This is a genomic window from Caballeronia sp. LZ016, from assembly GCF_031450805.1.
Taxonomy (GTDB): Bacteria; Pseudomonadota; Gammaproteobacteria; order Burkholderiales; family Burkholderiaceae; genus Caballeronia.
Map to the genome: position 1 here is coordinate 161,453 of NZ_JARTVY010000001.1, position 24,793 is coordinate 186,245.

Consider the following 24,793-nt stretch of genomic DNA (forward strand, 5'->3'; position numbering starts at 1 on the left):
ATTGGACAGGCACAAGCCGACGCTTCATTCTTGGGCCACTAGACCAAGAACATTCTTACGGAGCCCCCATCATGGCCTTCAATCGCCGCTCGAAAAACATCACCCAGGGCGTTGCGCGCTCGCCCAACCGTTCGATGTACTACGCCCTCGGTTACAAGGAGGAAGACTTCGACAAGCCGATGATCGGCATCGCCAACGGGCATTCGACCATCACGCCGTGCAACGCGGGCCTGCAGCGCCTCGCGGACGCCGCGATCGCCGCGATCAGACAGTCGGACGCGAACCCGCAGATTTTCGGCACGCCGACGATCTCCGACGGCATGTCGATGGGCACCGAAGGCATGAAGTATTCGCTCGTGTCGCGCGAGGTGATTGCCGACTGTATCGAGACGGCCGTGCAGGGCCAGTGGATGGACGGCGTCGTCGTGATCGGCGGCTGCGACAAGAACATGCCGGGCGGGATGATCGGCCTCGCGCGCATGAACGTGCCGGGCATCTACGTCTACGGCGGCACCATTCGTCCGGGCAACTGGAAGGGCCAGGATCTGACCATCGTGTCGTCGTTCGAGGCGGTCGGCGAGTTCACGGCGGGCCGCATGTCGGAAGAGGATTTCAAGGGCGTCGAGAAGAACGCGTGTCCGTCGACCGGATCGTGCGGCGGCATGTACACGGCCAACACGATGAGTTCGTCGTTCGAGGCGCTCGGCATGTCGCTGATGTATTCGTCGACGATGGCGAACCCGGACGAGGAGAAGGTCGACTCGGCGGCCGAATCGGCGCGCGTGCTGGTGGAAGCGGTCAAGAAGGACCTGAAGCCGCGCGACATCATCACGAAGGAGTCGATCGAGAACGCGGTCGCGCTCATCATGGCGACGGGCGGCTCGACCAACGCGGTGCTGCACTATCTCGCGATCGCGCATGCGGCGGAAGTCGAGTGGACTATCGACGACTTCGAGCGCATGCGCAAGAAAGTGCCGGTCATCTGCGATCTGAAGCCGTCGGGCCAGTACGTCGCGACCGATCTGCACAAGGCGGGCGGCATTCCCCAAGTGCTGCGGATTCTGCTCGACGCGGGTCTCCTGCACGGCGATTGCATGACGATCACGGGCCGCACCATCGCCGAAGAACTGAAGGACGTGCCGGCCAAGCCGCGCGCGGATCAGAAGGTCATCTTCCCGATCGAGCAGGCGCTCTACAAGCAGGGCCATCTTGCGATACTGCGTGGCAATCTTGCGGAAGACGGTGCGGTCGCGAAGATCACCGGGTTGAAGAATCCGGTGATCACCGGCCCGGCGCGCGTGTTCGACGACGAGCAGACCGCGATGGACGCCATTCTCGCGGACAAGATCAAGGCCGGCGATGTCGTCGTGTTGCGCTATCTCGGACCGCAAGGCGGCCCCGGCATGCCGGAGATGCTCGCGCCGACATCGGCGATCATCGGCAAGGGGCTGGGGGAATCGGTCGGTCTCATCACCGATGGACGTTTTTCGGGCGGCACGTGGGGCATGGTGGTCGGCCACGTCGCGCCGGAAGCATACGCGGGCGGGACGATCGGCCTCGTGCAGGAAGGCGATTCGATCACCATCGATGCACACAAGCTGCTGCTGCAGCTGAACGTGGATGACGCGGAAATCGCGCGTCGGCGTGCGGCGTGGAAGAAGCCGGCGCCGCGTTATACGCGTGGCGTGCTGGCGAAGTTTGCGTCGCTGGCGCTGCCGGCGAATCGGGGGGCGGTGACGGGGTAACGCGCCGCGCAGTTTCTCCAAGGCAATGACAAAGGGGCGCTCAATGCGCCCCTTTGTCTTCTCAATCGATGATGTTCAAACTTCCCGCTGCCGCCGCAACTCCTCCTCCACCGCGACGCTGACCCACTCGCGCATGTGCGCTTCCAGCGCGACCGCCACTTCGCGCGTGATGTCCTGCACGAGCTTCGCCGAATGCGCGCGCAGCACGTCCTGACAACGCGCTTCGATCAGCGCGCGGGCCTCGCCGTTCAGGAACTGCGCGACGCGCCCCTGCAAGCGTTGCGCGACGAGTTCGGCGTCGTAAGCCACGGTCGCTTCGTCAGCCGATGCCGCACGCGCGAATTCCGGCTTGCCGGGCACGACGACATCGGTGAGAACGGGAATCGACGGATCGAAGGAATCGGACGTGTTCGTGGTATCGGTCATGGTCTTGAATGTGTCAGAGCGGTCCGTGCGCCGATGCTAACGCGCGCGCGCCGCCCCGCTCTGTTCGCTCAGCCGCCTTGCTTATGCGTTTCGATGGCGTAGCCGCGATCACGATAGAAGCGAAACCGCTCGCGCCCGGCTGCGAGTTCGTCGCTTTCATTGCCGACGATCTCGATGAGCCGCTCGAAGCGCGCGAACTGCGCGGGCACCGGTGCGCCGAGATTGACCAGCACCTGATGATGCGGCACGTCGTTCAGATCCGATGCCAGCACCACCGGCGTTTCCTGCGCGAGCGCGCTTTTAGCCATGCAATGGGGCACGAACTCGAGCGGCGCGAAGGTCCACAACTGCTCGTCGAACGCGGCGAGACGCTGCGGTTCCGCGAGCACGACGAGCGCCCGCCCGCTCGCATACGCCTTGCGCGCGAGGCGGCAGGCATAGGCGAGCGGATCGCCGACATTCGTATGGAAGTCGATGCGCGTCACGGTCTCGCTCACTGCCCCGCGCGATCGATCAGGAATTGCGACAAGAGCGGCACCGGCCGGCCCGTCGCGCCCTTCGCCGCGCCGCTCTTCCACGCGGTCCCGGCGATATCGAGGTGCGCCCACGGATAGTTCTGCGCGAAGCGCGACAGGAAGCACGCCGCCGTCACGCTGCCCGCCGGCCTTCCGCCAATGTTCGCGACATCCGCGAAATTCGACTTGAGCTGTTCCTGATATTCGTCGTCGAGCGGCAGACGCCACGCCGGATCGACCGCCTCGCGTGATGCATCGAGCAGTTCGCCGGCGAGCGCATCGTCCTTCGAGAAAAGACCCGTGTTGTGATGGCCGAGCGCGATGATGCACGCGCCCGTCAACGTCGCGATATCGACCACGGCGGCCGGCTTGAAACGTTCCGCGTACGTGAGCGCGTCGCAGAGAATGAGGCGGCCTTCGGCGTCGGTGTTCAGCACTTCGATGGTCGTGCCGTTCATCGCCGTGATGATGTCGCCCGGCTTGACCGCGTTGCCCGCGGGCATGTTCTCGCAGGTCGGCACCACGCCGATCACGTTCAGCTTCAGGCCCATTTCCGCGACGGCGCGCAACGTGCCGAAGACCGAGCCCGCGCCGCACATGTCGTACTTCATCTCGTCCATCGCCTCACCGGGCTTGATGGAGATGCCGCCGGAATCGAACGTGATGCCCTTGCCGACCAGCACGATCGGCGCATTCGCTGCAACCGCCGCATTCTTGCCGCGCGCCTTCGCCGGCTCGCCCGCGCCCTGATAATGCATGACGATGAACTGCGGCGGCTCTGCCGATCCCTTCGCGACCGACAGGAACGACCCCATGTTCAGCGCCTCGATCTGCTTCTGGCCGAGCACTTCGACCTTGAGCTTCCAGTCGCGGCCGAGCTGCTTCGCGGTCTGCCCGAGATAAGTCGGCGTGCAGACGTTCGGCGGCAGATTGCCGAGATCGCGCGTGAGGTCCATGCCGTTGGCGATGGCGACGCCTTGCCTGACCGCGACGCGCGCGACTTTCTCGTCGGCGGTATCGATGCTGAAGACGATTTTTCTGAGCGAGCGCTCGCCGTTTTCCGGCTTGCTCTTCATCTGCGAGAACTTGTAGGTGAGCTCGCGCAGCGCGAGGACGGCGGCACGCACGGCCCAGTCGCCGGTGCGCTCGAGAATCGGCAATTGCGCGAGCGTGAAGGTCACTTGCGCGATCTTCGTGCCGAGGATCACGCGCCATGCCGCGCGCACGGCTTCGCCATAGGCTTTCTGATTGAAGGCGTCCTGCTTGCCGAGGCCGACGAGCAGCACACGCGCGGCTCCGATGCCCGTCACTTCCGGCACCATCAGCGTGGTGCCCGCGCGGCCGCTCATGTCGCCCGCCTTGACGACGCGCGAAATCAGCCCTTTCGTCGCGATATCCATGACGCGGGCCGCGCCTGTGAGTGTCTGTGCTTCGAACACGCCGAGCACGACGACATCGGCTTTCCCCGTCAGGAAACCATTTGCCTCGCCTTTGCTCCAATCACAGGCTTTTATGCTAAAGTCCATCGCGCTTATCCTCGGTAAAATCTGGGCTGAAGGATGAAAGCCGCAATTATCCGCTATTTTCACCGCGGCGGTCACAGGCTCACGGCGCAAGGGAACGAAGCGTCGAACCTCGCGTCTGTAGAACGAATAGCCACGCTGCTGCCGCCGGCCTCAAGCAAAATTCAATGATCTTCGAACGCTCCCTGCAGCGCGAACTCGCGTACACGGCCGGCGCCGTGTTCATGGTGCTGCTCACGATCATGCTCACGACGATGATGATCCGCATCGTCGGCTTCGCGGCATCGGGCCAGGTCGACCCGCGCGATGTCGTCGTGCTGATCGGGCTCACGGTCATCGGCTATCTCGCCGTCATGCTGATCGTGACGCTCTTCGTGTCCATCCTCTTCGTGCTCACGCGCTGGTATCGCGATTCGGAGATGGTCGTGTGGCTCGCCTCGGGCGTAAGCCAGACGCAGCTCATCAAGCCGATCGCCACGTTCTCCGCGCCGATCATCATCCTCATCGTTTTCTTCGCGTTCGTCGGCTGGCCCTGGTCGAACCAGCAGAGCAAGCTCATCAAGGCGCGCTTTCAGCAGCGCGATGAAGTGTCGTTGCTCGCGCCGGGGCAGTTCCGCGAATCGCCGTCGAGCCATCGCGTGTTCTTCATCGAGAAGATGTCGCCGGATCAGGGGCATGTCGAGAACGTGTTCGTCACGAGCACCGAAGGCGGCAAGGTCAACGTGATCGTCTCGAAGAACGGCCACACCGAAACACGCGCGGACGGCGACCGCTTCATCGTGCTGGAAAACGGCCGCCGTTACGATGGCGAACCCGGCCAGCCCAACTTCCGGATCATGGAATTCGCGCGCTACGGCGTAAAGATCATGAACCATCAGGTGGTCAATACGCCGTCGACGACGGGCATCTCCACGCCCGATCTGCTCGCCGATCCAACCCGGCAGAACCTCGCCGAATTCGCGTGGCGGCTGGGCTTGCCGCTCATCGCCATCAATCTGATGCTGCTCGCCATCCCGCTGTCCTATCAGAATCCGCGCCGCAGCCGGACCATCAATCTCGTGATGGCCGTGTTGATCTATCTTACTTACTCGAACCTGCTCAACGTGGTGCAGTCGTGGATCGAGCAAGGGAAGCTCTCGTTCGGCGTGGGGATCGCGGGGCTGCATATTCTGGTGAGCGCGGTCGTGGCTTTCATCTTCTGGCTGCGGGTGCGCAACCGGCCGCTCTTCACGCGCGCGATGTTCACGCGCTCGAAGGGGGCGTAAGCAATGCGCATCTACGAACGATACTTCGCGCGCCAGATCTATCTCGCGTTCATCTTTATCCTGTTCGCGTTCTCGGGCCTGTTCTTCTTTTTCGACCTGATCAACGAACTGAACACGGTCGGGCACGGCAACTACAAGTTCACGCTCGCGGTGCTGCGTGTCGCGTTGCAGACGCCGTCGCGCTTCTACGAAATCATCCCCGTCGCGGCGCTGATTTCCGCCATCTACGTGTTCGCGCAGATGGCGGCGGCATCGGAGTTCACCATCTTCCGCGTGTCGGGGCTGTCCACCGGCACTGCGTTGCGCTCGCTGTTGAAGATCGGCGTGCCGCTCGTGCTGGTGACCTATCTGATCGGCGAAGTCATCGGCCCGTATTCGGACCAGTTGTCCGAGCGCGTGCGGCTCGAGGCGCTGGGCTCGTCGGTGTCGTCGAACTTCCAGTCGGGCGTGTGGGTGAAGGACACGCTCAACGCGAAGGAGAACGGCGAGCAGGTCACGCGCTTCGTCAACGTGGGGACGCTCAATCCCGACACGACGATCGCGAACGTGCGCATCTATGAGTTCGATTCGAAATTCCGTCTGTCGAACGTGCGCATCGCGCAGAGCGGCGTGTTTCAGCCGCCCGGCCACTGGAAGCTGACCGGGGTGACGGAAACGCAGTTGATCGACGCGCAGCCGCAAGCCGTCAATCCCGGCGATACGCTCAATCCGGTGTATCGCGCGAAGGAAACGGCGCTGCCGGAATACTCGCTGCGCTCCGAGCTGACGCCGCAGATTCTGTCGGTGCTGCTGGTGTCGCCGGACCGGATGTCGATGTTCAACCTCTTCCGCTATATCCAGCATCTGACGGAGAATCATCAGGACACGCAGCGGTATCAGATCGCGTTCTGGCGCAAGATTCTTTATCCGTTCGCCGTGCTGGTCATGCTGGTGCTGTCGCTGCCGTTCGCTTACCTGCATACGCGCGCGGGCGTGGTGGGCGTGAAGGTGTTCGGCGGCATCATGATCGGCATGAGCTTTCAGTTGTTCAACACGCTGTTTTCGCACATCGGCACGCTCAATACGTGGCCCGCGCCGATCACGGCGGCGGCGCCCGCCCTCGCCTATCTGGCGATCGGCTTGCTGGGCCTGAAGTGGGTCGAACGGCACTGAATCGTTTCGGGAGAGCGTGATGGGCAAGCACGGCATCATCCTGTTCGGCCACGGCGCACGCGATCCGCGCTGGGCCGAGCCGTTCGAACGTCTGGCTGTGAAGCTGCGTTCGCTGCGCAGCGATCCGGTCTCGCTCGCCTTTCTCGAACTGATGAAGCCCGACCTGCCCGCTGCGGTCGCCGCGCAAGCCGCCGAAGGATGCGATGCGATCACCGTCGTGCCGGTTTTCTTCGGACAGGGCGGACATGTGAGGCGCGACTTGCCGCAGGTCATCGACACGTGCCGTGCGGCGAATCCGGGCGTCGTCATCCGCTGCGCCACGGCCGTCGGCGAGGACGATGCGGTGCTCGAGGCGGTTGCGGGGTATTGTTTGCGGCAGGTTTAGGGGCGACGGCTGGCCGTTTGGCTGAGTGTTTGCGGCGTGCAGCGGGAGCTACGATGGAATCCAGTTCCGTCACCACTGCAATATCCCCATGCCCAGCGACACGCAGTCCTCCGCCGGCATCTCGATTCTCTCGATGCGAAGTTCGGAACCGCCACCAGCGAGCCTTCGACTCCGGCTTATCCCGAAGAAGTTATCCGGCTCCGAAGTGAGGTGACGCGTCTGCGCGCGGAACTTCAGCTCGTCGAAGCCAGGGTGAACGGTTACGCCACGCCACCGAACGCTCGCTGGATGGCATCGATAGCACATACAGGCGCTTATGTCGGTGGCTTGCGGCACCGCCGCGCGAGGCCCGCGGTCTAGTCGCTGGCAATGCCACGGATTCAGTGGAGCGACCCTTTCGGAGCGGCTCCTACGGTCGCAACTGCCAAAACAACGCCCGCTCGAACGGCGCCCACACCGGCACCCGCACGCCTGCGGCATCGAGCGCATTGCGCGTCCACTCGTTGCAGGTGGTATAGGCGGAATAGTGACCGAGCGCTTCATAGAAGGCATCGTGATCGTTGTAGTGATGCCCCTTCACGCTCGCGGACTGTCCGTTGGCATCGAGCCTGATCGTCCGAAGCACATGGCCCGCCAGCCGCTTGTAGGCAGCGAGCGATAGCGTGATGGGCAGCGCATCGTCCGATGCCTCACGCGGCGCGGGCGTGAACTGGACCGTCGCGGATCACAGCGTAGCGCAGACACAAGCAAGGCAAAAAAAACGCACCTGCCGGTGCGCTTTATCATCCCTGAAACGGAGCCGGCATCAGGCGGCCATCATCCCTTTGAGATGCACCGCCGGCTTCACCGCCGACGCCCTTTGGCGAAACGCCTCTCCGATCATCAGCAGGCTCGGCTGCGACGGATCGAGCCATTCCTGCGCCTCGCCCAGCGCCATCTGCGCGAGCGTCAGCGTCAGCGTGCGTTCGCGCGGCGTGCTGCACGCCTCGACGATCGCCACCGGCGTCGAACCCGGCCGCCCCGCGTCGATGAGCTGCTGCGCGATATCCGGCGCGCTGTCGCGGCCCATGTAGAACACGAGCGAATCGGCCTTCGCCTGCTCGCGGATGGCGTCGCTGTCGGCGGCGCGGCTATGCGTCGCGAGCGCCACGCTGCGCGACACGCCGCGCAGCGTCAGCGAACGCCGCAGCGTCGCCGCACTCGCCAGCGCCGCCGTGATGCCCGGCACCACTTCATAGTCGATGCCGGCCGTCTCGAGCGCGCGCATTTCCTCGTCGGCGCGGCCGAACAGCATCGGATCGCCGCCCTTCAGCCGCACGACGACGCCATGCTCGCGCGCCGCATCGACGATCTGCTTGTTGATGAAATGCTGGGCCGTTGAGCGCTGCCCGCAACGCTTGCCGACCGCGACCCTTTTCGCGTGCGGCGCGTAGTCGAGCATCGCCGGTTCGATCAGCGCGTCGTGCAGCACGACATCGGCCGATTCGAGCAGGCGCATGCCGCGCACGGTGATGAGATCCGCCGCGCCCGGCCCCGCTCCGATCAGATAGACCTTACCCATTGCATTCACCCGTCTTCAGGCCGCGATTGCGCGGATCATGCCCGCCGCGACCGTGTGATGCGTCGCCTCGTCGATCAGCACGAATGCGCCCGTTCCCTGATGCGTATCGTACGCGTCCGCGACGATCGGCTTCTGCAGCGTCAGCGCCACGCGGCCGATGTCGTTCATCGCGAGCGTCGTGCGATCGACCGAGTGCGACAGCGTATGCACGTCGAGCACCTGCTTCACGGCGCCGATGCGCGCGAACACGGTATTCGTCGTCTGCTTCAGCAAATACTTGCGCTGCGGCGAAAGCGGCTCTTCGTCGAACCAGCAGAGGTCGGCTTCGAGCTTCTTCGCCGGATCGACGGCCGCCGCCGCCGGCACGAAGGTATCGCCGCGCGATACATCGACGTCTTCGGCCAGGCGAATCGTCACCGTCTGACCCGCGAACGCGCGATCCACCGGGCTCACGCCGCCCGGCACGGGCGCCACGATCTCGGCCACCGTCGCCTGACGATTGGCCGGCAGCACGGTGATCGCGTCGCCGACGCGCACTTCGCCGGCTTCGACGCGGCCCATGTAGCCGCGGAAATCGTCGGCCTGGGAGCCGTCCTGACGCGCGACCCATTGCACCGGGAAACGCAGCGCCTGTTCATTCGGCTGCGCAACCGGCAGCAATTCGAGCAGATCGAGCAGCGGCTCGCCCGCGTACCAGGGCATGCGCTCGCTCGCGGTCACGATGTTGTCGCCCTTCAGGGCCGACACCGGCACGAAGCGCACGTTGTCGAGTCCGAGCTGGCGCGCGAGCGCGACATAGGCGTCGCGAATCTCGTTGAAGCGGGCCTCGCTGTACTCGACGAGATCCATCTTGTTGATCGCGACGATCACGTGTTGCAGGCCCAGCAGCTTGACGATGGCGCTATGACGCTTCGTCTGCGGCAGCAATTGCGCCGCGCCGTTTTCGAAGGTGACGCGCGTCGCGTCGACGAGGATGATCGCGGCATGCGCCGTCGATGCGCCCGTCACCATGTTGCGCGTGTACTGCTCGTGCCCCGGCGTATCCGCGATGATGAACTTGCGCTTCGCAGTCGCGAAATAGCGGTACGCCACGTCGATCGTGATGCCCTGCTCGCGCTCGGCCTCGAGGCCGTCGGTCAGCAGCGACAGATCGATTTCGTCGCCGACGGTGCGCTTGTTCTTCGCACGCGAGATCGCGGAAAGCTGGTCAGACAGCACGGCCTTGCTGTCGTACAGCAGGCGGCCGATCAGCGTGCTCTTGCCGTCGTCGACGGAACCCGCCGTGATGAAGCGCAGCACGCCCAGGTCTTCGGTTTGATAGATGCTCATGATTCGTCGATTCCTTTGGGCGTTGCTTAGAAATAGCCTTGCTTCTTGCGCTGTTCCATCGCGGCTTCGGAAGCCTGATCGTCCATGCGCGTCGCGCCGCGTTCGGTGATTTCCGTCACGGCCGTTTCCGCGATGATCTTCTCGACATCGTCGGCATCGCTCGAAACCGGGCACGTGCAGCTGATGTCGCCGACGGTGCGGAAGCGGACCTGCGCGATCTCGGAAGTTTCGCCTTCGCGCACCGGCGTGAGCGGCGTCACCGGCACGAGCAGCCCGTTGCGGCGGACGATCTCGCGGTCATGCGCGTAGTAGATCGACGGCAGTTCGAGCTTCTCGCGGGCGATGTATTGCCACACGTCGAGTTCGGTCCAGTTGGAGATCGGGAACACACGCAGATGCTCGCCGTTGTGCAGGCGCGCGTTGTAGATGCTCCACAGTTCCGGGCGCTGCGCCTTCGGGTCCCACTGGCCGAATTCGTCGCGGAACGAGAAGATGCGCTCTTTCGCGCGAGCCTTCTCTTCGTCGCGGCGCGCGCCGCCGATCATCGCCGTGTAGCCATATTGCTCGATGGTTTCGAGCAGCGTCACCGCTTGTGCGGCGTTGCGCGAATCCGTTTCGCGACGCAGGCGCACGGTGCCCTTCCTGATCGAATCCTCGACATGGCCGACGACCAGTTCCGCTCCGATCTCCGCCGCGCGGCGGTCACGGAAGTCGATCACTTCGTCGAAGTTGTGGCCCGTATCGATATGCACCAGCGGGAACGGCAGCACGGTCTTGCGGCCCGCGCCGAGACCGAACGCCTTCAGCGCGAGATGCAGCACGACGACCGAATCCTTGCCGCCCGAAAACAGCAGCGCGGGCTTGCTGCATTCCGCGACGAGTTCGCGCAGGATGTGGATCGACTCGGCTTCGAGCCAGTCGAGATGGTCCATCCGCGTCGCCCGGTTGACGATCGGGGTCGTGACGTTGGGGTCGAGCGTCGTGCTCATATTCGTCGATCCTTTTATGGCGGCATCCTCGGGACGCCGCGTTCGGTAACAGGGTTGTGCTGCGGCGTCTGCGCGCCTCGTTGTCTTCGTCAGATCGCCGAGCTGGGAGCTTCTTCGACGATCCTGATGCTGCTGATGCTGCTGATGTTGGTCATGTGCAGGCCGCATTCCTTCGTATCGCGCGATTCCCACCACCAGCGGCCCGCGCGGCTGTCCTCGCCGGGACGCACGGCGCGCGTGCACGGCTCGCAGCCGATGCTCGGATAGCCGCGCGCATGCAGCGGATTCACGGGCACGTCGAACGCCTTCAGGTAATCCCAGACATCGGCTTCGGTCCAGTCCGCGAGCGGATTGAACTTCGCGATGCCGCGCGGCGCGTCGTGTTCTTCCTCGTGCAGTTCGGCGCGCGTCACCGACTGCTCGCGGCGCTGGCCCGTCACCCACGCGGACACCTCCGCGAGCGCACGGTTGAGCGGCTCGACCTTGCGGATATGGCAGCAGCTCTTGCGCAAATCGATGCTCTCGTAGAACGCGTTCGCGCCGTGGTCGCGCACGTAGGCATCGACGGCATCGGCTTGCGGATGCAATTGCTCGATGTCATAGCCGTAGCGCGCATTCACGCTGTCGATCATGCCGAGCGTTTCCGCGTGCAGGCGGCCCGTGTTCAACGAGAAGATGCCGATACCGACCCCGCGCGAAAGAATTGCGTGCGTGAGCACCATGTCTTCCGCGGCGAGGCTGCTGGCTAGCTTGACGCGCTCGTGGCGCGCTGCGATGGAATCGAGCAGCGCATCCAGACGGTCAACCCTGGCTTGCAATTCTGGCGTCATGCCTCAGGCTCCGAGCGTGGCGAGCACCGCGGCGCGGCGGCGGAACAGCGGTTCGGGGTTGTCGTTCGCGCCCTGATACAGTTCGGTGAACTCGTTGAACGCGTTGAGCGCGTCGTTGATGTCCTTGTCGGCGCGCACGGCGAAAGCGTCGAATCCGCAGCGGTAGTGGAAGAACACCTGGTCGCGCAGCACGTCGCCGATGGCGCGCAACTCGCCCTTCCAGTCATAGCGCTCGCGCAGCAGGCGGCCGATCGAAAAGCCGCGGCCATCGCGGAACACCGGGAAATCGACGGCGATGACCGCGATCCTGTCGAAGTCCGGCACGATATCCGCGGGTTCGTCGTCGGGAGCGAGCCACACGCCGAGGGCGTCCCTGGAGCGCGTTGCGGCGATCGCATCCTTCTGCTCCTTCCACAGCGCGAACGGCACGATCACCTTGCCGGCGGGCAGCGCATCGGCTGCGGGCAGCGAGCCGTCTTCAGCGGCGCGGATCACGGTGAAATCGTCTTCCACGACCGCGCGGTTCTTGATAATCAACGTCATCTTCAAATCCTCAAGCGTGTGCCTGGCGCGATGCGTACACGCGCTCCTTGAACGGCGCAATGCCGATGCGGCCGAACGTCTCGATGAAGCGCTCGCCTTCGATGCGGTTGTCGACGAACGTCTCGATCACGCTCGACACGACGTCCGGCATTTCATGCGCCGAGAACGACGGGCCGATGACCTTGCCGAGATGCGCGCCGGTCGCGCCCGAGCTCTGCTCGCCGCCGAGCGTCACCTGGTACCACTCCGAGCCGTCCTTGTCGACGCCCAGCACGCCGATGTTGCCGACGTGGTGATGACCGCACGCGTTCATGCAGCCCGAAATGTTGATCGACAGGTCGCCCAGGTCGTAGACGAAGTCGGCGTTGTCGAAGCGTTGCTGGATCGCCTGCGCGATCGGGATCGACTTCGCATTCGCGAGCGAGCAGAAATCGCCGCCGGGGCACGAGATGATGTCCGTCAGCAAGCCGATGTTCGCCGACGCGAAACCGACCGCCTTCGCGCGTTCCCACACGGTGAACAGGTCGTGCTTCTTCACGTTAGCGAGAATCAGGTTCTGCTCGTGCGACACGCGGATTTCGCCGAAGGAGAACGCGTCGGCGAGATCGGCGACGTCGTCCATCTGCTTGTCGGTCGCGTCCCCCGGAGCGATGCCCGTCGGCTTCAGCGACAGCGTCACCGATGCATAGCCCGGCACCTTGTGCGGACGCACGTTGCGCTCGACCCAGCGCGCGAACGCCTTGTTTTCGATCAGATGCTTTTCGTACGATGCGTCCGTGTCCGGCAGCTTCTCGTAGGCCGGCGGCGCGAAGAACTTCGACACGCGCTCGACTTCGTCCTGCGTGAGCGTCGACGGGCCATCCTTCAGATGGAGCCACTCTTCCTCGACCTGCTTCGCGAACTTTTCCGGCGAGAGCGCCTTCACGAGAATCTTGATGCGCGCCTTGTACATGTTGTCGCGGCGGCCGTAGCGGTTGTAGACGCGCAGCACGGCTTCGCAGTACGTCAGCAGATGCCGCCACGGCAAGTCTTCCTTGATGACGGCGCCGATGATCGGCGTGCGGCCGAGCCCGCCGCCCGCGAGAATGCTCGCGACGACTTCGCCCTGCGCGTTCTTCTTCAAATAGACGCCGAGATCGTGAATCTGCACCGCCGCGCGATCCTCCGCCGATCCGCAGACCGCGATCTTGAACTTGCGCGGCAGCCAGGCGAACTCGGGATGGAACGTGGACCATTGACGCAGGATTTCAGCCCACGGACGCGGATCGACCTGCTCGTCAGGCGCCACGCCCGCGAACTGGTCCGCCGTGATGTTGCGGATGCAGTTGCCCGACGTCTGGATCGCGTGCATCTGCACCGAAGCCAGCTTGCGCAGGATTTCGGGCGTCTCTTCGAGCTCGACCCAGTTGAACTGGATGTTCGTGCGCGTCGAAAAGTGCCCGTAGCCGCGGTCGTGCTCGCGCGCGATGGTCGCCAGCATGCGGAGCTGGTCGCTGCGCAGATTGCCGTAAGGAATCGCGATGCGATGCATGTACGCGTGACGCTGCATGTACAGGCCGTTCTGCAACCGCAGCGGACGAAACTCCTCTTCGCTCAACTCGCCCGACAGACGGCGGCGAACCTGATCGGCGTACTGTGCGACTCGCTCGTCGACGATTCGCTGGTCGACCTGATCGTATTGGTACATTCGGGGGCCCCAAGTTTTTGTTTGGACACCGCGTTTCAGGTTGCGCGGCGCAGATAACCATTGATCCGCCATTGCACGCGTCGTTCAGACGGAACGATCATTTGCTAATGACGAAAACAGCTATGGATATTGGAAAAATTGGACTGATAGTAATAAACCTGCTATATATTGCAAACGACTGAAAAATTACTTTGATATGCAATCAGGTAATAACGAAGGGTTCTAAATGAATTTGCACCAGTTCCGCTTCGTGCGCGAGGCCGTGCGGCAGAACTTCAACCTGACGGAAGCAGCGAAGGCGCTGTATACATCACAGCCGGGCGTCTCCAAGGCGATCATCGAACTGGAGGACGAGCTGGGCGTCGAGATCTTCACGCGGCATGGCAAGCGCGTGCGGTCGCTCACCGAGCCGGGGCGCATCATTCTCGCGTCGGTCGAAAAAATCCTGCAGGAAGTCGAAAGCCTGAAGCGTGTCGGCAAGGACTACGCGGCGCAGGATCAGGGCAATCTCGTCATCGCCGCGACGCATACGCAGGCGCGCTACTCGCTGCCGGCGGCCATCGCCGAGTTCAAGAAGCGCTTCCCGAAGGTGCATCTTTCGATCCTGCAAGGCAGCCCGACGCAGGTCGCGGAAATGGTCATCCACGATCAGGCGGACATCGCCATCGCGACGGAAGCCATCGCCAATTACAAGGAACTCGTGTCGCTGCCCTGCTTCCAGTGGCAACACCTCGCGGTCATGCTGCCCGAGCATCCGCTGCTGGAACGCAAGCTTCTCACGCTCGACGATCTCGTGCAGTACCCGCTCATCACGTACGACGCCGCGTTCGCCGGCCGCACCAAGATCAATCAGGCGTTCGCGCTGCGGACGCTCAGCCCGGACATCGTGCTCGAGGCCATCGACGCGGACGTCATCAAGACCTATGTCGAGCTTGGGCTGGGCGTGGGGATCATGGCGGATATCGCGTTCAACCCGGAGCGCGACCGCCATTTGCGCGCGATGCCCGTCGGCCATCTGTTCGGCACCAACGTCACGCGGCTCGCGCTCAAGCAGGGCGCTTATTTGCGCAGCTATGTCTACACGCTCGTCGAACTGCTGTCGCCTTCGATGAACCGCAAGCTGATCGAACAGGCGCTTGCGGGCGGTCACGAGACTTACGAACTGTAAATACGACGGCGCAAACGCCGCCACAACAAGACGCACTCCTGGAGACCATCCCGATGACGTTGTCGAAGATCACGCGCCGCCTCGCTGCCGGCGTCGCCCTCGCTTTGCTGACCGCCGCGGCGCACGCGCAGATCAAGGTGGGCGTGGACCTGTCGAGCACCGGCCCGGCCGCCGCGATCGGCATCACGAGCAAGAACGCGATGCTGATGTGGCCGAAGACCATCGCCGGTCAGGACGCGCAGTACATCATCCTCGACGACGGTTCCGACCCGGGTGCTGCCGTGCGCAATATCCGCAAGCTGATCACCGAAGACAAGGTCGATGTGATCGTCGGCCCGAACATCACGCCGGCGGCGCTGGCGGCGCTCGATCCCGTCTCGGAGTATCAGACGCCGATGATCACGCTGATCGGGTCGGCGTCGGTGGTGGAACCGCAGGAAGGGAAGAAGGTGTGGGCGTTCAAGATGGCGCAGACCGACCGCGCCATGGCCGACGTGATGACGCGTTACATGGCGAATCACGGCGTGAAGACCGTCGGTTTCATCGGCTTCGCGGACAGCTACGGCGATAGCTGGCTGAACGAGTTCGGCAAGTTCGCGGAGCTGCGGCACATCAGGATCGTCGGCAGCGAGCGCTTCAACCGGACCGACGCGAGCGTCACCGGCCAGATTCTCAAGCTGATGGCCGCGCGACCGGACGCCATGCTGATTGCGGGCGCGGGAACGCCGACCGTGCTGCCGCAGCGCACGCTCGTCGAGCGCGGCTACAAGGGCGCGATCTATCAGACGCACGGCATCGCGACGCCCGAATTCATCAAGCTCGGCGGCAAGGATGTCGAAGGCACCCTTTTCCCGACGCAGCCGGTGGTCGTGGCGCGCACGCTCCCGGCGGATCATCCGTCGAAGAAGGCGGCGCTCGCGTTCGTCGACGCCTATGAGGACAAGTACGGGAAAGGCACGGTCACGCAGTTCGCCGGCGATGCGGCGGGCGTGTACCCCCGCTTGCAGGATGCCGTGGCGCGGGCGCTGAAGACCGGCAAGCCGGGTACGAAAGAGTTTCGCGTCGCGCTGCGCTCGGAACTGGAGCGCGCGCACGAACTGGTGGTGCCCAATGGCGTCGTGAATACGAGCGCGAGCGATCACGTCGGGCTGGATCAACGGGCGAGCGTGATGGGCGTCATTCGGAACGGCGCATTCACCTATCTGAGCCAGTGATTTCGGGTTGCATCGTTCTTTGACGCGGGCAGCTTGCTCATCGCAGGGATTTCGGTCATAATCGCCGACTCGATTTGGACGTTCCGCTTGGGTCGTCTTCATCGAAGAACAGCGTGCCCAGGTGGTGAAATTGGTAGACGCAGGGGACTCAAAATCCCCCGCCGCAAGGCGTGCCGGTTCGATTCCGGCCCTGGGCACCAGAGATTCAATGCAAAAAGATTCAACGCAAAAAGCCGCTCCTGAGGAGCGGCTTTTTGCATTGGGGCGAAGGTATCGCGACGGGTGCTCCGGCAGTCAGTCGCGCGGTCCGTCGCCTGAGCGCCCGTCACGAGAACAAGGGCCTCAATGCTTTGCCGCCTCACGCTGCCGGCGAAGCTCCCTTCGCCGAAATTGCCAGTCCAGCAATCTCGGCATGCCGAACTGGCCGAAGGCGCACATCAACACGAGCGGCCAGTAGTCGCGAAAGAATCCCATCACGAAGTCCAGCATTCCACCTCCCTATTCTTGTGGTCGGTCAAATAAACAGAAAGCGCGTAGTACGCCGAAGCTTCGATCATCGGATGCAGCGGCAACAGCGCTCTGACATCCTCGTTGAACGAAGCAAGCAGCAGATATAACCATAGAAGCACGCCGCCAAGCGAGGCGAAAATTCCCAGATTTACGATAAATATCGCCTGCTCCAGACGATGAATCACTTGCCATCGCAACGGGTCTCGCAGCAATTCCGACGGAAAAGCGGCAAGCGCCATATTGAAGCTGATGCCCGAGGCGACCAGCGAGATCGGGAAGAACTCGTCGACGCCCGGCTGCCTCAGCGCCACACGCACGATGTATTCGATCACGCCCATGAAAAGCGGCAGCAGAAATACGAGACGTTGGCTCGTTGAGGGAAGACGCTTTGCGGTCATCATCGTGTCCAGTGGTACTGATCGTGATCGGTACGACTGTCGCTCGCACGGCGGCGCGCGTGAAGTCGGCCATCCGGCTAATAGCGCATGCGTCTTTTTCGGATCATCATTGCGCGAATGTGCGCAATACCGTAGAAGCGAGACGTTTTTTCTCGGGAGAATCGCAGGCGGCGGTATCGATGAAGCCGGACCTGCATGCGCTGCGAGCACGCTCGTTCGGCTTGCTTAAGGTTTTCCCGATGCCGTGAGCCGCCCCGCGCGTTGCGCCAACCTGACCCGGCACGAGTACGCATGATGCAACCCGAATATTCGCTGTCGCTCGATGCGGTGATCTGCCGCCGCTGCAACGTCGTTTCGCCCGCCGTCGACGAGACGTGCCCGTACTGCGGAGCGGATCGCCAGGGCGCGATCTTCACCAGCGTCGCGGATACCAACGCCGATGCTGCCGCAAGCGACGATCGGCGCGATTTCGTCGACTTGCGCGACACCGGCTGGCTCACGCGGCTCGTGCGTCGAAGAATGGTGACGTCGTATCCGAGCCTGGTCGAGCCCGGCGACGCTCTGCCGTTGCCGGAACGCAGACCCGCGCGCAAGGGGCTCGTAATGCTTGTGAGCGGTGTGGTGGCCGGCGTCGCGGCGGGCGGATACTTTTATACGCAGTCCGATGCGCAACGCACGCCGACGCAAACCGTCAGCGCGGCGGGAACGATCGGGAACGCGTCGTCGTCGCCGCAAACCCGCGATGATGCCGATCGGCATGCGCTCACCCGGCGGCAGGACGACGAGGCGCAGACTTGGAAGACAACGGCTGCAGGCGCATCGGCTTCGGCCGCAGCCGTGCCTGCGGCGAACGGCGCGGGCGGTATGTCTGGTCCCAGCTTGGCACGTGTCGAAGGTTCTTCGTCGCCGGCAGTTGCATCGCGCGTCGTTGAATCCCAGGCGGCGTCCGGGAAGGGAGCGAAAGCCACGGAGGTCGCATCGGCGAGTGACTCGTCGCTGTCGTTGCACGGTGAGGCGGCGTCGAAGGCAACTACCGCCAAAGAGACAAGCGCCGCCGACATCGCATCGTCGAATGCTACGTCTTCGTCATCCCGCACCGTTGCGGCGTCGAAGGCATCCTCCGCAAAAGACTCAAGAACCGCTGCCGTTGCATCGGCGAGCGCTTCGCTCGCTTCGTCGCCCGCGGACATTGCATCGACCGCCAAGCGCGTACCGGAACTCCAGATTCCCGCGATGGCCGCCGAATCGCCAAAAACCCGCGAGGCGTCGCGACAGGCCGTCGCCGACGCGATCAACTCTGCCTCCCGCCACGGCCGCGCTGCGTCGGACATGGCGACGGGCGCGGTGGTATCCCAAACGCCGTCCCATGCGGTCTCGACAGTCGCGTCGGCCTCGCAAAGCAGGTCGTCGCCGACTTCCGAAGCAGCGCATGACAGGAGCGTTGCGACGCCTGTTGCATCGCCGAGCGCGGGAGCGCGCGTTGCGAGCGCCTTGCCATCCGTAACGTCTCCGCCCGCCGTCGACAGCAACACAGCGGCGACGTCGAACGCGACGGCTTCGCAATCGACAGTGACATCAGCACGCACGCCGGCCACGGCAGCGACTTCGGCAGCGCGCGCATCGTCTATCGCGCCGAACAACGAATCGCGGTCTGCTCCGACGATCACCGCTCAGACAGGATCAAGCACTGCCGCTACGCCGACGTCAGACGCCCTGGACAAAACACCCGCGAACATCGCCTCACCGGGCCGCCCGATCGCGCATTCGGCATCCGCCCACGAGGCGCCGTCGTCCGCCGAAGCGCGCACGGTCGCAGCCGTCCGCCAAGCGCTCGCCAACCGCGATCTCGCCGCCGCCCGCCGATACCTCCGCGCCCTCGCCCCGATTCAATCTCGCAGTGCGCAGACCCAGCAACTCGCAGCCGACGTCTCGCGTCAGGAACGTGCGCGCGACAGCGCGATGGCCAGCGCCCGTTCGTGCGCCGCGAACCATGATCCGGCATGCGTGACACGAAACGCGCGACGCGCCGTCGCGCTCGATCCGCGCAACGCGCAAGCTCAAGCGCTGCTGAAGCACGCAATGACCGTTCAAGCCGACGCCAACACCGCCTATTTCCGCAAGGCGAGCGCGCTGCCCGCACCGGTCGTCCCGTCGATGACGTTCGACGGGCGCTGGAGCGTCGCGCCCAGGAGCGCATCGGGCGAAAGCCACCGGAGCGACGCATCGAAGTCGTACACGCTTTTCGGCTGGGGCGTGCCTACGGTGTCGAAGGGACGCGGCGACGCGCATTGAAAAGGACACGCGGGAAGCCCGCGACGATTCGGCTCCCAGCCAGATGACGCATATCGCCGTACTGCCTCGGCTCCGAATGCGTCGCGGGAACTCGCCGCACGCTCATGCCTGACGTCGCAGGCGCCGTCGTGGCCTTGCTAGAATGCGCGCTTCAACTGCCCTGCATCCGATGGACCTCGAAACCCTCCTCTTCTCCCAAGGCTTCGGGTCGCGCCGCCAGTGCCGCGGGATCATCGCCGAAGGGCGCGTGCGCATCGGCGGCGAAGTCCGCACCGATCCGCGCGCCGATTTCCCCATCGCGCCGCCGCTCGATTTCGACGTCGACGGGCGCACGTGGACCTATCGCGACAAGGCGTATCTCGCGCTCAACAAGCCTGCGGGCTACGAATGCTCGCGCGATCCGCAGCATCATCTGAGCGTGTTCCACCTGCTGCTGCCGCAACTGATCGAGCGCGGCGTCCAGCCGGTCGGCCGGCTCGATCAGGACACCACCGGCCTGCTCCTCCTTTCCGACGATGGCGCGTTCGTCCACGCTTTCACGTCGCCGAAGCGCAAGGTGCCGAAGGTCTATCTCGCGACGGTGCGCCATCCCCTCGATGACGCGCAGCTCGCCACCCTTCGCGAAGGCGTGCTGCTGCACGGCGAGACGAGACCGACCGCCGCGCTCGCCGCCCATCGACGAGACGAACGGTTACTCGAACTGACCGTGCTGGAAGGCAAATACCACCAGGTCAAGCGGATGGTCGCGGCGGCGGGAAATCGCGTCGAACAGCTGCATCGGGAGCGCGTCGGCGGTTATGCGCTGCCGGCATCGCTCAGGGAAGGGGAATGGCGCTGGCTCGACGCCGACGATCTTGCCGCACTGCGCTCGAAGGAAGACATCGACGCGTGACACGGCCACCTGCCGGCCCCAGGAAACCGATCTGTAAATCCCGAAAACCGCCCACGCCCGCGCGTTGCGCCGCAGCATGCCTTCCGGTCCGAGTGCTCATATACTCGTCTTACGGAACCAGAATGACTAAAACAAGGGCAGGAGGGCATCATGGCTTCCCACATGAGCGTCGCGCTGATTGCGTTCGTCGTGTTGTGCGCGGTTCTGATCGGGGTATTGGGCGTCGTCATGCACATGAGGCATAAGTACTCGCCGAATCTGATGGGCGCGCTGATCGGCGCATTGATGTGCTTCGTCCTGCTCGAAACGATTCCGGCGCTGATCTAGCGCGGCGTATCCGCTTCCATTCCCGGCCCGGCGTGCCCGCGGCTTCGCTCGCGAAGGAAATGGTCGACCGTGGGATAGCGCAGCGCGTAACCCAGTTCGCGCTTGAGACGATCGTTGCGAAGGCGTCGCGATTCGCGCATGAACGAAAGCGTGACCGGTTCCAGCCGCGCTTCGGCTTCCTCTCTCGTGATGCGCGGCACGCGCGGCAATCCGCAGGCATCGGCCACGCGGTCGAAATAATCGGCCATGCACAAGTCCGTATCGTCCGATGCGTTGATCGCGCGCTGCGGCTTTCCCCGCCCGAGCGTTCGAACGATGATCGCGGCGAGATCGTCGGCGTGAATGTGGTTCGTGTACACGTCGTCGCGTTCGATGAGCGCAGGCATCGCCCGTTCGATGCGCGCGCGCGGCAGACGGTCTTCCGCATAGATTCCGGGGATGCGCACGATCGACACGCGCCAGCCGCTTCGCACGCCCGTGCCGCGCAACAGTTGCTCTGCCGACACGCGGCGCCGCGCACGCTCGTTCTCGGGCCGCACGGGCCGCGTTTCGTCGATCCGCGCGCCGCGGCAATCGCCGTATACGCCCGTCGTGCTCGCATAAACGAACCGCAAGCGGGCCTGCGCCGACGTGGCTCCAAAAGAGGTGTCGGGTACAATGAAAGACGCGCTGCGCCACGCGGGACGTACAGCCATTGAGGTTTGCACGCCACGCGCCACCGAGCGGCGAGGCGCGCGCAATGCTGCAAGAAGGGCGCGGGTGCGGCGGTCGGTATCGCCGTCGCGCTGGGGCGGCGCGAGATGCAAGACATGACGCGCGATGCCCGCGAGCCTCGCAAGACTTCTGCGCGCATCGAGGTCGCCGGTAATCGGCAACGCGCCTGCCGCGCGCAGTTCGGCTGCACGTTCGGGATGATGCGTAAGCGCGATCACGCGCGGTCCGGCGGCGCGGGCATGAAAGAGCGGCAACGTGCGCAGCCCGACATCGCCGCATCCGACGATCAGCACGCGCGGGCGGCGCAGAATTCGAGTGGCGATCATGCGGTGCATTGTATCCGCCGCTCGTTGCAGACGTTCGGCCGCTGAACGCGGCATCGAAAGACATACTTACACCATCGCACGAAATCGATCTATGGCATTCAACGTAACGCTCCGGCAAAGCGGCCGGCAGTTTCAGGTGGAACCCGACGAACCGGTGCTGACCGCCGCACTGCGTCAGGGGATCGGCCTGCCCTACGGCTGCAAGAACGGCGCTTGCGGCTCCTGCAAGGGCGCGGTCGTCGAGGGCGAAGTCGAACAGGCGCCGCATTCGTCGTCGGCGCTCTCCAACGATGAAAAAACCCGCGGCATGGCCCTCTTCTGCTGCGCCACCGCGCAAAGCGATCTGACCATCGACGTGCGCGAAGTCGCGGGCGTCGGCGACGTGCAGGTGAAGAAGCTGCCCTGCCGCGTCAACGCGCTCGAGCGCCGGGCGGACGATGTCATCGAACTGAAGCTGCAGTTGCCCGCCAACGAGCGCCTGCAATATCTCGCGGGGCAGTACATCGAATTCATTCTGAAGGACGGCAAGCGCCGCAGCTATTCGATGGCGAGCCCGCCGCATCACGAAGGCCCGCTCGAGCTGCACATCCGCCACATGCCGGGCGGCACGTTCACGGACCACGTGTTCGGCGCGATGAAAGAGCGCGATATCCTGCGCTTCGAAGGCCCGCTCGGCACGTTCTTCCTGCGCGACGAATCGGACAAGCCCATCGTGCTGCTCGCGTCGGGCACGGGCTTCGCGCCGATCAAGGCGATCATCGAGCATGCGGTGTTCAAGAACCTGAACCGCCCGATGACGCTCTATTGGGGCGGCCGCCGCAAGAAGGACCTGTACATGATGGAACTGGCCGAGCAGTGGGCGAAGGAAGTGCCGAACTTCAGGTTCGTGCCGGTGCTCTCGGAACCCGATGCGGTCGACAACTGGAATGGCCGCACGGGCTTCGTACATCGTGCCGTCATCGAAGATCTGCCCGATTTGAGCGCGTATCAGGTCTATGCATGCGGCGCGCCGGTGATGGTGGAATCGGCGCAACGCGATTTCACGCTGCATCACCGGTTGCCGGAGGACGAGTTTTACGCGGACTCCTTCACGAGCGCGGCGGATCTCGCGCATCCGGTGTGATCGGCATTCTGTGAAACCGCCGGCGCCGAGATTTTCGCGCTGGCGGTTTACACGCAGGAACGTCATAACGTATCCTTCGCGAATGAATCGAATCCTGAACGCACTCCGACGCCGCCGCTCGCCGCTTCCTTAGGGATGCCGCTGGCTCGTCAAGCATTCGCGCTCGTCATGGTTCGGTTGTATGAAGCGCAGAGAATGAAGCCACGCAAACGCCGTGGCTTTTGTTTTTTGCGCGCCGCTTTTTCTTTCGTCATCGCCTCGTGGAGCCCGCTGTCATGAATTTCAATGAGTACCCTGTCGATTCGCTGATGTACATCACGAACCGCCCCGAGATCGTGTTCACGCACGGCAAGGGCTCGTGGCTCTACGACAATACCGGCAAGCGCTATCTCGACTTCATTCAGGGCTGGGCGGTCAATTCGCTCGGCCATTGCAACGACGGCATGATCGAAGCGCTGGAGAAGCAGGCGCGCACGCTGATCAATCCGTCGCCGGCGTTCTATAACGGCCCGATGGCGCAGCTCGCCGGCTTGCTCACGCAGCACAGCTGCTTCGACAAGGTGTTCTTCGCCAACAGCGGCGCCGAAGCGAACGAAGGCGCGATCAAGCTTGCGCGCAAATGGGGCCGCAAGTTCCGCAACGGCGCCTACGAGATCATCACGTTCGATCACAGCTTCCACGGCCGCACGCTTGCCACGATGTCCGCGAGCGGCAAGGCGGGCTGGGACACGATCTATGCGCCGCAAGTGCCGGGCTTCCCGAAAGCCGATCTGAACGATATCCCCTCGGTCGAGAAGCTCATCAGCGAGAAGACCGTTGCCGTCATGCTCGAGCCGATTCAGGGCGAAGGCGGCGTCATTCCCGCGACGCGCGAGTTCATGCAGCAATTGCGTGCGCTGACGAAGCAGCACAACCTGCTGTTGATCGTCGACGAAGTGCAGAGCGGCTGTGGACGCGCGGGAACATTGTTCGCGTACGAGTTGTCGGGCATCGAGCCGGACATCATGACGCTCGGCAAGGGCATCGGTGGCGGCGTGCCGCTTGCTGCGTTGCTGTCGAAGGCGGATGTCGCGTGCTTCGAGGCGGGCGACCAGGGCGGCACGTACAACGGCAATCCGTTGATGACGGCGGTGGGCCATTCGGTGATTTCGCAGCTTGTTGCGCCCGGCTTTCTCGCGGGCGTGCGCGAGCGGGGCGAATATTTGCGTAGCGAGTTGCTGAAGTTGTCGGATGAGCGCGGCTTCCGGGGTGAGCGTGGCGAGGGCTTGCTGCGCGCGCTGCTGCTGGATAGCGACAAGGGACCGCAAATCGTCGAGAAGGCGCGGCTGATGCAGCCGGATGGGTTGTTGCTGAACGCGGCGCGGCCGAACTTGCTGCGCTTCATGCCGGCGCTCAATGTGACCAAGGACGAGATCGATCAGATGCTTTCGATGCTGCGTTCCGTGCTCGATACGCTGTGATCGTTCGCACCTTCGAAGCGGGCGATCGCGATGCCGTGATCGCTCTGTGGCGCGATGTGTTTCCCGAGTACGGGGATGCGTCGAGGCCGCAGCGCGATCCGGCTTTGTCGATTGCCAACAAGCTGTCGACTCAGCCTGAGTTGTTCTTCGTCGGTGTGGTGGATGACGCCGTCATCGGAACCGTCATGTGCGGGTATGACGGGCATCGGGGGTGGGTTTATTCGCTTGCCGTTTCGCGTTCGTCGCGAAGGCGCGGGTTTGGGCAATGTCTGATGCTTCATGCCGAAGCGGCGCTTGCCCGGCTTGGTTGCCCTAAGGTTAATCTGCAGGTGCTTTCTGTTAAGCCCGAGTTAGTTTCGTTTTATCAGCGGCTCGGGTATCGCGTTGATGATGTTGTCAGTCTGGGCAAGCGGCTTTAG

25 protein-coding genes, 1 tRNA gene and 1 pseudogene are annotated in these 24,793 nt (G+C 63.8%); 13 read left to right on the forward strand and 14 right to left on the reverse strand.

Features of this window, described 5'->3' with window-relative positions; translation table 11 throughout:
- The first annotated feature begins 71 nt into the window (after nucleotides 1-71).
- Nucleotides 72-1,745, forward strand: coding sequence for a dihydroxy-acid dehydratase (gene ilvD, locus P9220_RS00775; protein ID WP_309763119.1), 1,674 nt, complete (start codon nucleotides 72-74; stop codon nucleotides 1,743-1,745).
- 75 nt (nucleotides 1,746-1,820) lie between these two features.
- Here the strand turns inward: ilvD and P9220_RS00780 are convergent, their stop codons facing one another.
- From P9220_RS00780 to P9220_RS00790, 3 genes are all read right to left on the reverse strand, one after another.
- On the reverse strand, nucleotides 1,821-2,171 hold the full coding sequence (locus tag P9220_RS00780) for a DUF2486 family protein (protein ID WP_309763120.1): 351 nt from the start codon (nucleotides 2,169-2,171) through the stop codon (nucleotides 1,821-1,823).
- A gap of 68 nt (nucleotides 2,172-2,239) precedes the next feature.
- Nucleotides 2,240-2,656, reverse strand: a complete 417-nt coding sequence (locus tag P9220_RS00785) for a DNA polymerase III subunit chi (protein ID WP_309765330.1) — start codon at nucleotides 2,654-2,656, stop codon at nucleotides 2,240-2,242.
- A gap of 8 nt (nucleotides 2,657-2,664) precedes the next feature.
- Nucleotides 2,665-4,212 (reverse strand): leucyl aminopeptidase, encoded by a 1,548-nt coding sequence (locus P9220_RS00790; protein WP_309763121.1) that lies wholly within the window; start codon nucleotides 4,210-4,212, stop codon nucleotides 2,665-2,667.
- A gap of 164 nt (nucleotides 4,213-4,376) precedes the next feature.
- On the opposite strand from P9220_RS00790, the gene lptF reads away from it, so the two are divergent.
- Genes lptF through P9220_RS00805 form a run of 3 tightly spaced genes read left to right on the forward strand, consistent with a single transcriptional unit; the run spans nucleotide 4,377 to nucleotide 7,011 of the window.
- Nucleotides 4,377-5,474, forward strand: a complete 1,098-nt coding sequence (gene lptF / locus P9220_RS00795) for an LPS export ABC transporter permease LptF (protein ID WP_309763122.1) — start codon at nucleotides 4,377-4,379, stop codon at nucleotides 5,472-5,474.
- A 3-nt stretch (nucleotides 5,475-5,477) separates the two neighbouring features.
- Nucleotides 5,478-6,626: an LPS export ABC transporter permease LptG gene (gene lptG / locus P9220_RS00800; RefSeq protein WP_309763123.1), complete on the forward strand. Its 1,149-nt coding sequence runs from the start codon at nucleotides 5,478-5,480 to the stop codon at nucleotides 6,624-6,626.
- Between the two features lie 19 nt (nucleotides 6,627-6,645).
- On the forward strand, nucleotides 6,646-7,011 hold the full coding sequence (locus P9220_RS00805) for a CbiX/SirB N-terminal domain-containing protein (protein WP_309763124.1): 366 nt from the start codon (nucleotides 6,646-6,648) through the stop codon (nucleotides 7,009-7,011).
- Nucleotides 7,012-7,420: 409 nt separating this feature from the next.
- On the opposite strand, the pseudogene P9220_RS00810 reads toward P9220_RS00805, so the two are convergent.
- The 7 genes and pseudogenes from P9220_RS00810 to P9220_RS00840 all read right to left on the reverse strand — a co-directional run.
- Nucleotides 7,421-7,714, reverse strand: a pseudogene (locus P9220_RS00810) (DUF2459 domain-containing protein); the annotation flags it as partial.
- A gap of 102 nt (nucleotides 7,715-7,816) precedes the next feature.
- Entirely contained in the window at nucleotides 7,817-8,572 is a 756-nt protein-coding gene (gene cobA / locus P9220_RS00815; RefSeq protein WP_309763125.1) for a uroporphyrinogen-III C-methyltransferase, read from the reverse strand.
- Nucleotides 8,573-8,587: 15 nt separating this feature from the next.
- Nucleotides 8,588-9,901: a sulfate adenylyltransferase subunit 1 gene (locus P9220_RS00820; RefSeq protein WP_404980389.1), complete on the reverse strand. Its 1,314-nt coding sequence runs from the start codon at nucleotides 9,899-9,901 to the stop codon at nucleotides 8,588-8,590.
- A 26-nt stretch (nucleotides 9,902-9,927) separates the two neighbouring features.
- On the reverse strand, nucleotides 9,928-10,890 hold the full coding sequence (gene cysD / locus P9220_RS00825; RefSeq protein WP_309763126.1) for a sulfate adenylyltransferase subunit CysD: 963 nt from the start codon (nucleotides 10,888-10,890) through the stop codon (nucleotides 9,928-9,930).
- A gap of 89 nt (nucleotides 10,891-10,979) precedes the next feature.
- Nucleotides 10,980-11,720 carry a phosphoadenylyl-sulfate reductase gene (locus P9220_RS00830; RefSeq protein ID WP_309763127.1) on the reverse strand — a complete coding sequence of 247 codons (741 nt, stop codon included), beginning with the start codon at nucleotides 11,718-11,720 and terminating at the stop codon, nucleotides 10,980-10,982.
- 3 nt (nucleotides 11,721-11,723) lie between these two features.
- Nucleotides 11,724-12,263 carry a DUF934 domain-containing protein gene (locus tag P9220_RS00835; RefSeq protein ID WP_309763128.1) on the reverse strand — a complete coding sequence of 180 codons (540 nt, stop codon included), beginning with the start codon at nucleotides 12,261-12,263 and terminating at the stop codon, nucleotides 11,724-11,726.
- Nucleotides 12,264-12,273: 10 nt separating this feature from the next.
- On the reverse strand, nucleotides 12,274-13,950 hold the full coding sequence (locus P9220_RS00840; protein WP_309763130.1) for a nitrite/sulfite reductase: 1,677 nt from the start codon (nucleotides 13,948-13,950) through the stop codon (nucleotides 12,274-12,276).
- Between the two features lie 226 nt (nucleotides 13,951-14,176).
- Here P9220_RS00840 and P9220_RS00845 point away from each other — a divergent pair, with 226 nt between their 5' ends.
- The 3 genes from P9220_RS00845 to P9220_RS00855 all read left to right on the forward strand — a co-directional run bounded on the left by P9220_RS00845 (nucleotide 14,177) and on the right by P9220_RS00855 (nucleotide 16,532).
- Nucleotides 14,177-15,118: a CysB family HTH-type transcriptional regulator gene (locus P9220_RS00845; RefSeq protein WP_309763131.1), complete on the forward strand. Its 942-nt coding sequence runs from the start codon at nucleotides 14,177-14,179 to the stop codon at nucleotides 15,116-15,118.
- A 53-nt stretch (nucleotides 15,119-15,171) separates the two neighbouring features.
- Entirely contained in the window at nucleotides 15,172-16,332 is a 1,161-nt protein-coding gene (locus P9220_RS00850) for an ABC transporter substrate-binding protein (RefSeq protein WP_309763132.1), read from the forward strand.
- Between the two features lie 115 nt (nucleotides 16,333-16,447).
- Nucleotides 16,448-16,532: transfer RNA gene (locus tag P9220_RS00855), tRNA-Leu, on the forward strand.
- Between the two features lie 142 nt (nucleotides 16,533-16,674).
- On the opposite strand, the gene P9220_RS00860 is transcribed toward P9220_RS00855, so the two are convergent.
- From P9220_RS00860 to P9220_RS00870, 3 genes are all read right to left on the reverse strand, one after another.
- The gene (locus P9220_RS00860) at nucleotides 16,675-16,821 is read right to left on the reverse strand and encodes a hypothetical protein (protein WP_309763133.1); all 147 of its coding nucleotides are present in this window, start codon (nucleotides 16,819-16,821) and stop codon (nucleotides 16,675-16,677) included.
- Nucleotides 16,806-17,243 (reverse strand): hypothetical protein, encoded by a 438-nt coding sequence (locus P9220_RS00865; RefSeq protein ID WP_309763134.1) that lies wholly within the window; start codon nucleotides 17,241-17,243, stop codon nucleotides 16,806-16,808. Before P9220_RS00865 ends, P9220_RS00860 begins: the two co-directional genes overlap by 16 nt.
- 647 nt (nucleotides 17,244-17,890) lie before the next feature.
- A complete protein-coding gene (locus tag P9220_RS00870) occupies nucleotides 17,891-18,907 on the reverse strand; it encodes a hypothetical protein (protein ID WP_309763135.1) in 1,017 nt (338 codons plus the stop codon).
- Nucleotides 18,908-19,319: 412 nt separating this feature from the next.
- Here P9220_RS00870 and P9220_RS00875 point away from each other — a divergent pair, with 412 nt between their 5' ends.
- The 3 genes from P9220_RS00875 (at nucleotide 19,320) to P9220_RS00885 (ending at nucleotide 20,751) form a co-directional block, all read left to right on the forward strand.
- Nucleotides 19,320-19,532 carry a hypothetical protein gene (locus tag P9220_RS00875; RefSeq protein WP_309763136.1) on the forward strand — a complete coding sequence of 71 codons (213 nt, stop codon included), beginning with the start codon at nucleotides 19,320-19,322 and terminating at the stop codon, nucleotides 19,530-19,532.
- A 169-nt stretch (nucleotides 19,533-19,701) separates the two neighbouring features.
- A complete protein-coding gene (locus tag P9220_RS00880; protein WP_309765332.1) occupies nucleotides 19,702-20,424 on the forward strand; it encodes a 16S rRNA pseudouridine(516) synthase in 723 nt (240 codons plus the stop codon).
- A gap of 150 nt (nucleotides 20,425-20,574) precedes the next feature.
- On the forward strand, nucleotides 20,575-20,751 hold the full coding sequence (locus P9220_RS00885; protein WP_309763137.1) for a hypothetical protein: 177 nt from the start codon (nucleotides 20,575-20,577) through the stop codon (nucleotides 20,749-20,751).
- Here the strand turns inward: P9220_RS00885 and P9220_RS00890 are convergent.
- Complete coding sequence (locus P9220_RS00890) at nucleotides 20,748-21,791, reverse strand: NAD-dependent epimerase/dehydratase family protein (protein ID WP_309763138.1); 1,044 nt, start codon at nucleotides 21,789-21,791, stop codon at nucleotides 20,748-20,750. The genes P9220_RS00885 and P9220_RS00890 overlap by 4 nt on opposite strands.
- A 91-nt stretch (nucleotides 21,792-21,882) precedes the next feature.
- Between P9220_RS00890 and P9220_RS00895 the strand changes: the two genes are divergently transcribed.
- The 3 genes from P9220_RS00895 to P9220_RS00905 all read left to right on the forward strand — a co-directional run bounded on the left by P9220_RS00895 (nucleotide 21,883) and on the right by P9220_RS00905 (nucleotide 24,793).
- Nucleotides 21,883-22,914 (forward strand): CDP-6-deoxy-delta-3,4-glucoseen reductase, encoded by a 1,032-nt coding sequence (locus P9220_RS00895; protein WP_309763139.1) that lies wholly within the window; start codon nucleotides 21,883-21,885, stop codon nucleotides 22,912-22,914.
- A gap of 275 nt (nucleotides 22,915-23,189) precedes the next feature.
- Nucleotides 23,190-24,374, forward strand: coding sequence for an acetylornithine transaminase (locus tag P9220_RS00900; RefSeq protein WP_309763140.1), 1,185 nt, complete (start codon nucleotides 23,190-23,192; stop codon nucleotides 24,372-24,374).
- Nucleotides 24,371-24,793, forward strand: coding sequence for a GNAT family acetyltransferase (locus P9220_RS00905; RefSeq protein ID WP_309763141.1), 423 nt, complete (start codon nucleotides 24,371-24,373; stop codon nucleotides 24,791-24,793). The genes P9220_RS00900 and P9220_RS00905 overlap by 4 nt, the downstream gene beginning before the upstream one ends.

Bases quoted from the DNA above. Each gene is read 5' to 3' on its own strand.
- ilvD (WP_309763119.1), top strand. From the start codon at position 72: ATGGCCTTCAATCGCCGCTCGAAAAACATCACCCAGGGCGTTGCGCGC.
- P9220_RS00790 (WP_309763121.1), bottom strand. From the start codon at position 4,212: ATGGACTTTAGCATAAAAGCCTGTGATTGGAGCAAAGGCGAGGCAAAT.
- P9220_RS00875 (WP_309763136.1), top strand. From the start codon at position 19,320: ATGACCGTTCAAGCCGACGCCAACACCGCCTATTTCCGCAAGGCGAGC.
- P9220_RS00865 (WP_309763134.1), bottom strand. From the start codon at position 17,243: ATGATGACCGCAAAGCGTCTTCCCTCAACGAGCCAACGTCTCGTATTT.
- P9220_RS00895 (WP_309763139.1), top strand. From the start codon at position 21,883: ATGGCATTCAACGTAACGCTCCGGCAAAGCGGCCGGCAGTTTCAGGTG.
- P9220_RS00805 (WP_309763124.1), top strand. From the start codon at position 6,646: ATGGGCAAGCACGGCATCATCCTGTTCGGCCACGGCGCACGCGATCCG.
- P9220_RS00845 (WP_309763131.1), top strand. From the start codon at position 14,177: ATGAATTTGCACCAGTTCCGCTTCGTGCGCGAGGCCGTGCGGCAGAAC.
- P9220_RS00885 (WP_309763137.1), top strand. From the start codon at position 20,575: ATGGCTTCCCACATGAGCGTCGCGCTGATTGCGTTCGTCGTGTTGTGC.
- P9220_RS00890 (WP_309763138.1), bottom strand. From the start codon at position 21,791: ATGATCGCCACTCGAATTCTGCGCCGCCCGCGCGTGCTGATCGTCGGA.
- P9220_RS00835 (WP_309763128.1), bottom strand. From the start codon at position 12,263: ATGACGTTGATTATCAAGAACCGCGCGGTCGTGGAAGACGATTTCACC.
- P9220_RS00900 (WP_309763140.1), top strand. From the start codon at position 23,190: ATGAATTTCAATGAGTACCCTGTCGATTCGCTGATGTACATCACGAAC.
- lptG (WP_309763123.1), top strand. From the start codon at position 5,478: ATGCGCATCTACGAACGATACTTCGCGCGCCAGATCTATCTCGCGTTC.
- P9220_RS00880 (WP_309765332.1), top strand. From the start codon at position 19,702: ATGGACCTCGAAACCCTCCTCTTCTCCCAAGGCTTCGGGTCGCGCCGC.
- P9220_RS00860 (WP_309763133.1), bottom strand. From the start codon at position 16,821: ATGCTGGACTTCGTGATGGGATTCTTTCGCGACTACTGGCCGCTCGTG.
- cobA (WP_309763125.1), bottom strand. From the start codon at position 8,572: ATGGGTAAGGTCTATCTGATCGGAGCGGGGCCGGGCGCGGCGGATCTC.
- P9220_RS00780 (WP_309763120.1), bottom strand. From the start codon at position 2,171: ATGACCGATACCACGAACACGTCCGATTCCTTCGATCCGTCGATTCCC.
- P9220_RS00820 (WP_404980389.1), bottom strand. From the start codon at position 9,901: ATGAGCATCTATCAAACCGAAGACCTGGGCGTGCTGCGCTTCATCACG.
- P9220_RS00850 (WP_309763132.1), top strand. From the start codon at position 15,172: ATGACGTTGTCGAAGATCACGCGCCGCCTCGCTGCCGGCGTCGCCCTC.
- lptF (WP_309763122.1), top strand. From the start codon at position 4,377: ATGATCTTCGAACGCTCCCTGCAGCGCGAACTCGCGTACACGGCCGGC.
- cysD (WP_309763126.1), bottom strand. From the start codon at position 10,890: ATGAGCACGACGCTCGACCCCAACGTCACGACCCCGATCGTCAACCGG.
- P9220_RS00830 (WP_309763127.1), bottom strand. From the start codon at position 11,720: ATGACGCCAGAATTGCAAGCCAGGGTTGACCGTCTGGATGCGCTGCTC.
- P9220_RS00840 (WP_309763130.1), bottom strand. From the start codon at position 13,950: ATGTACCAATACGATCAGGTCGACCAGCGAATCGTCGACGAGCGAGTC.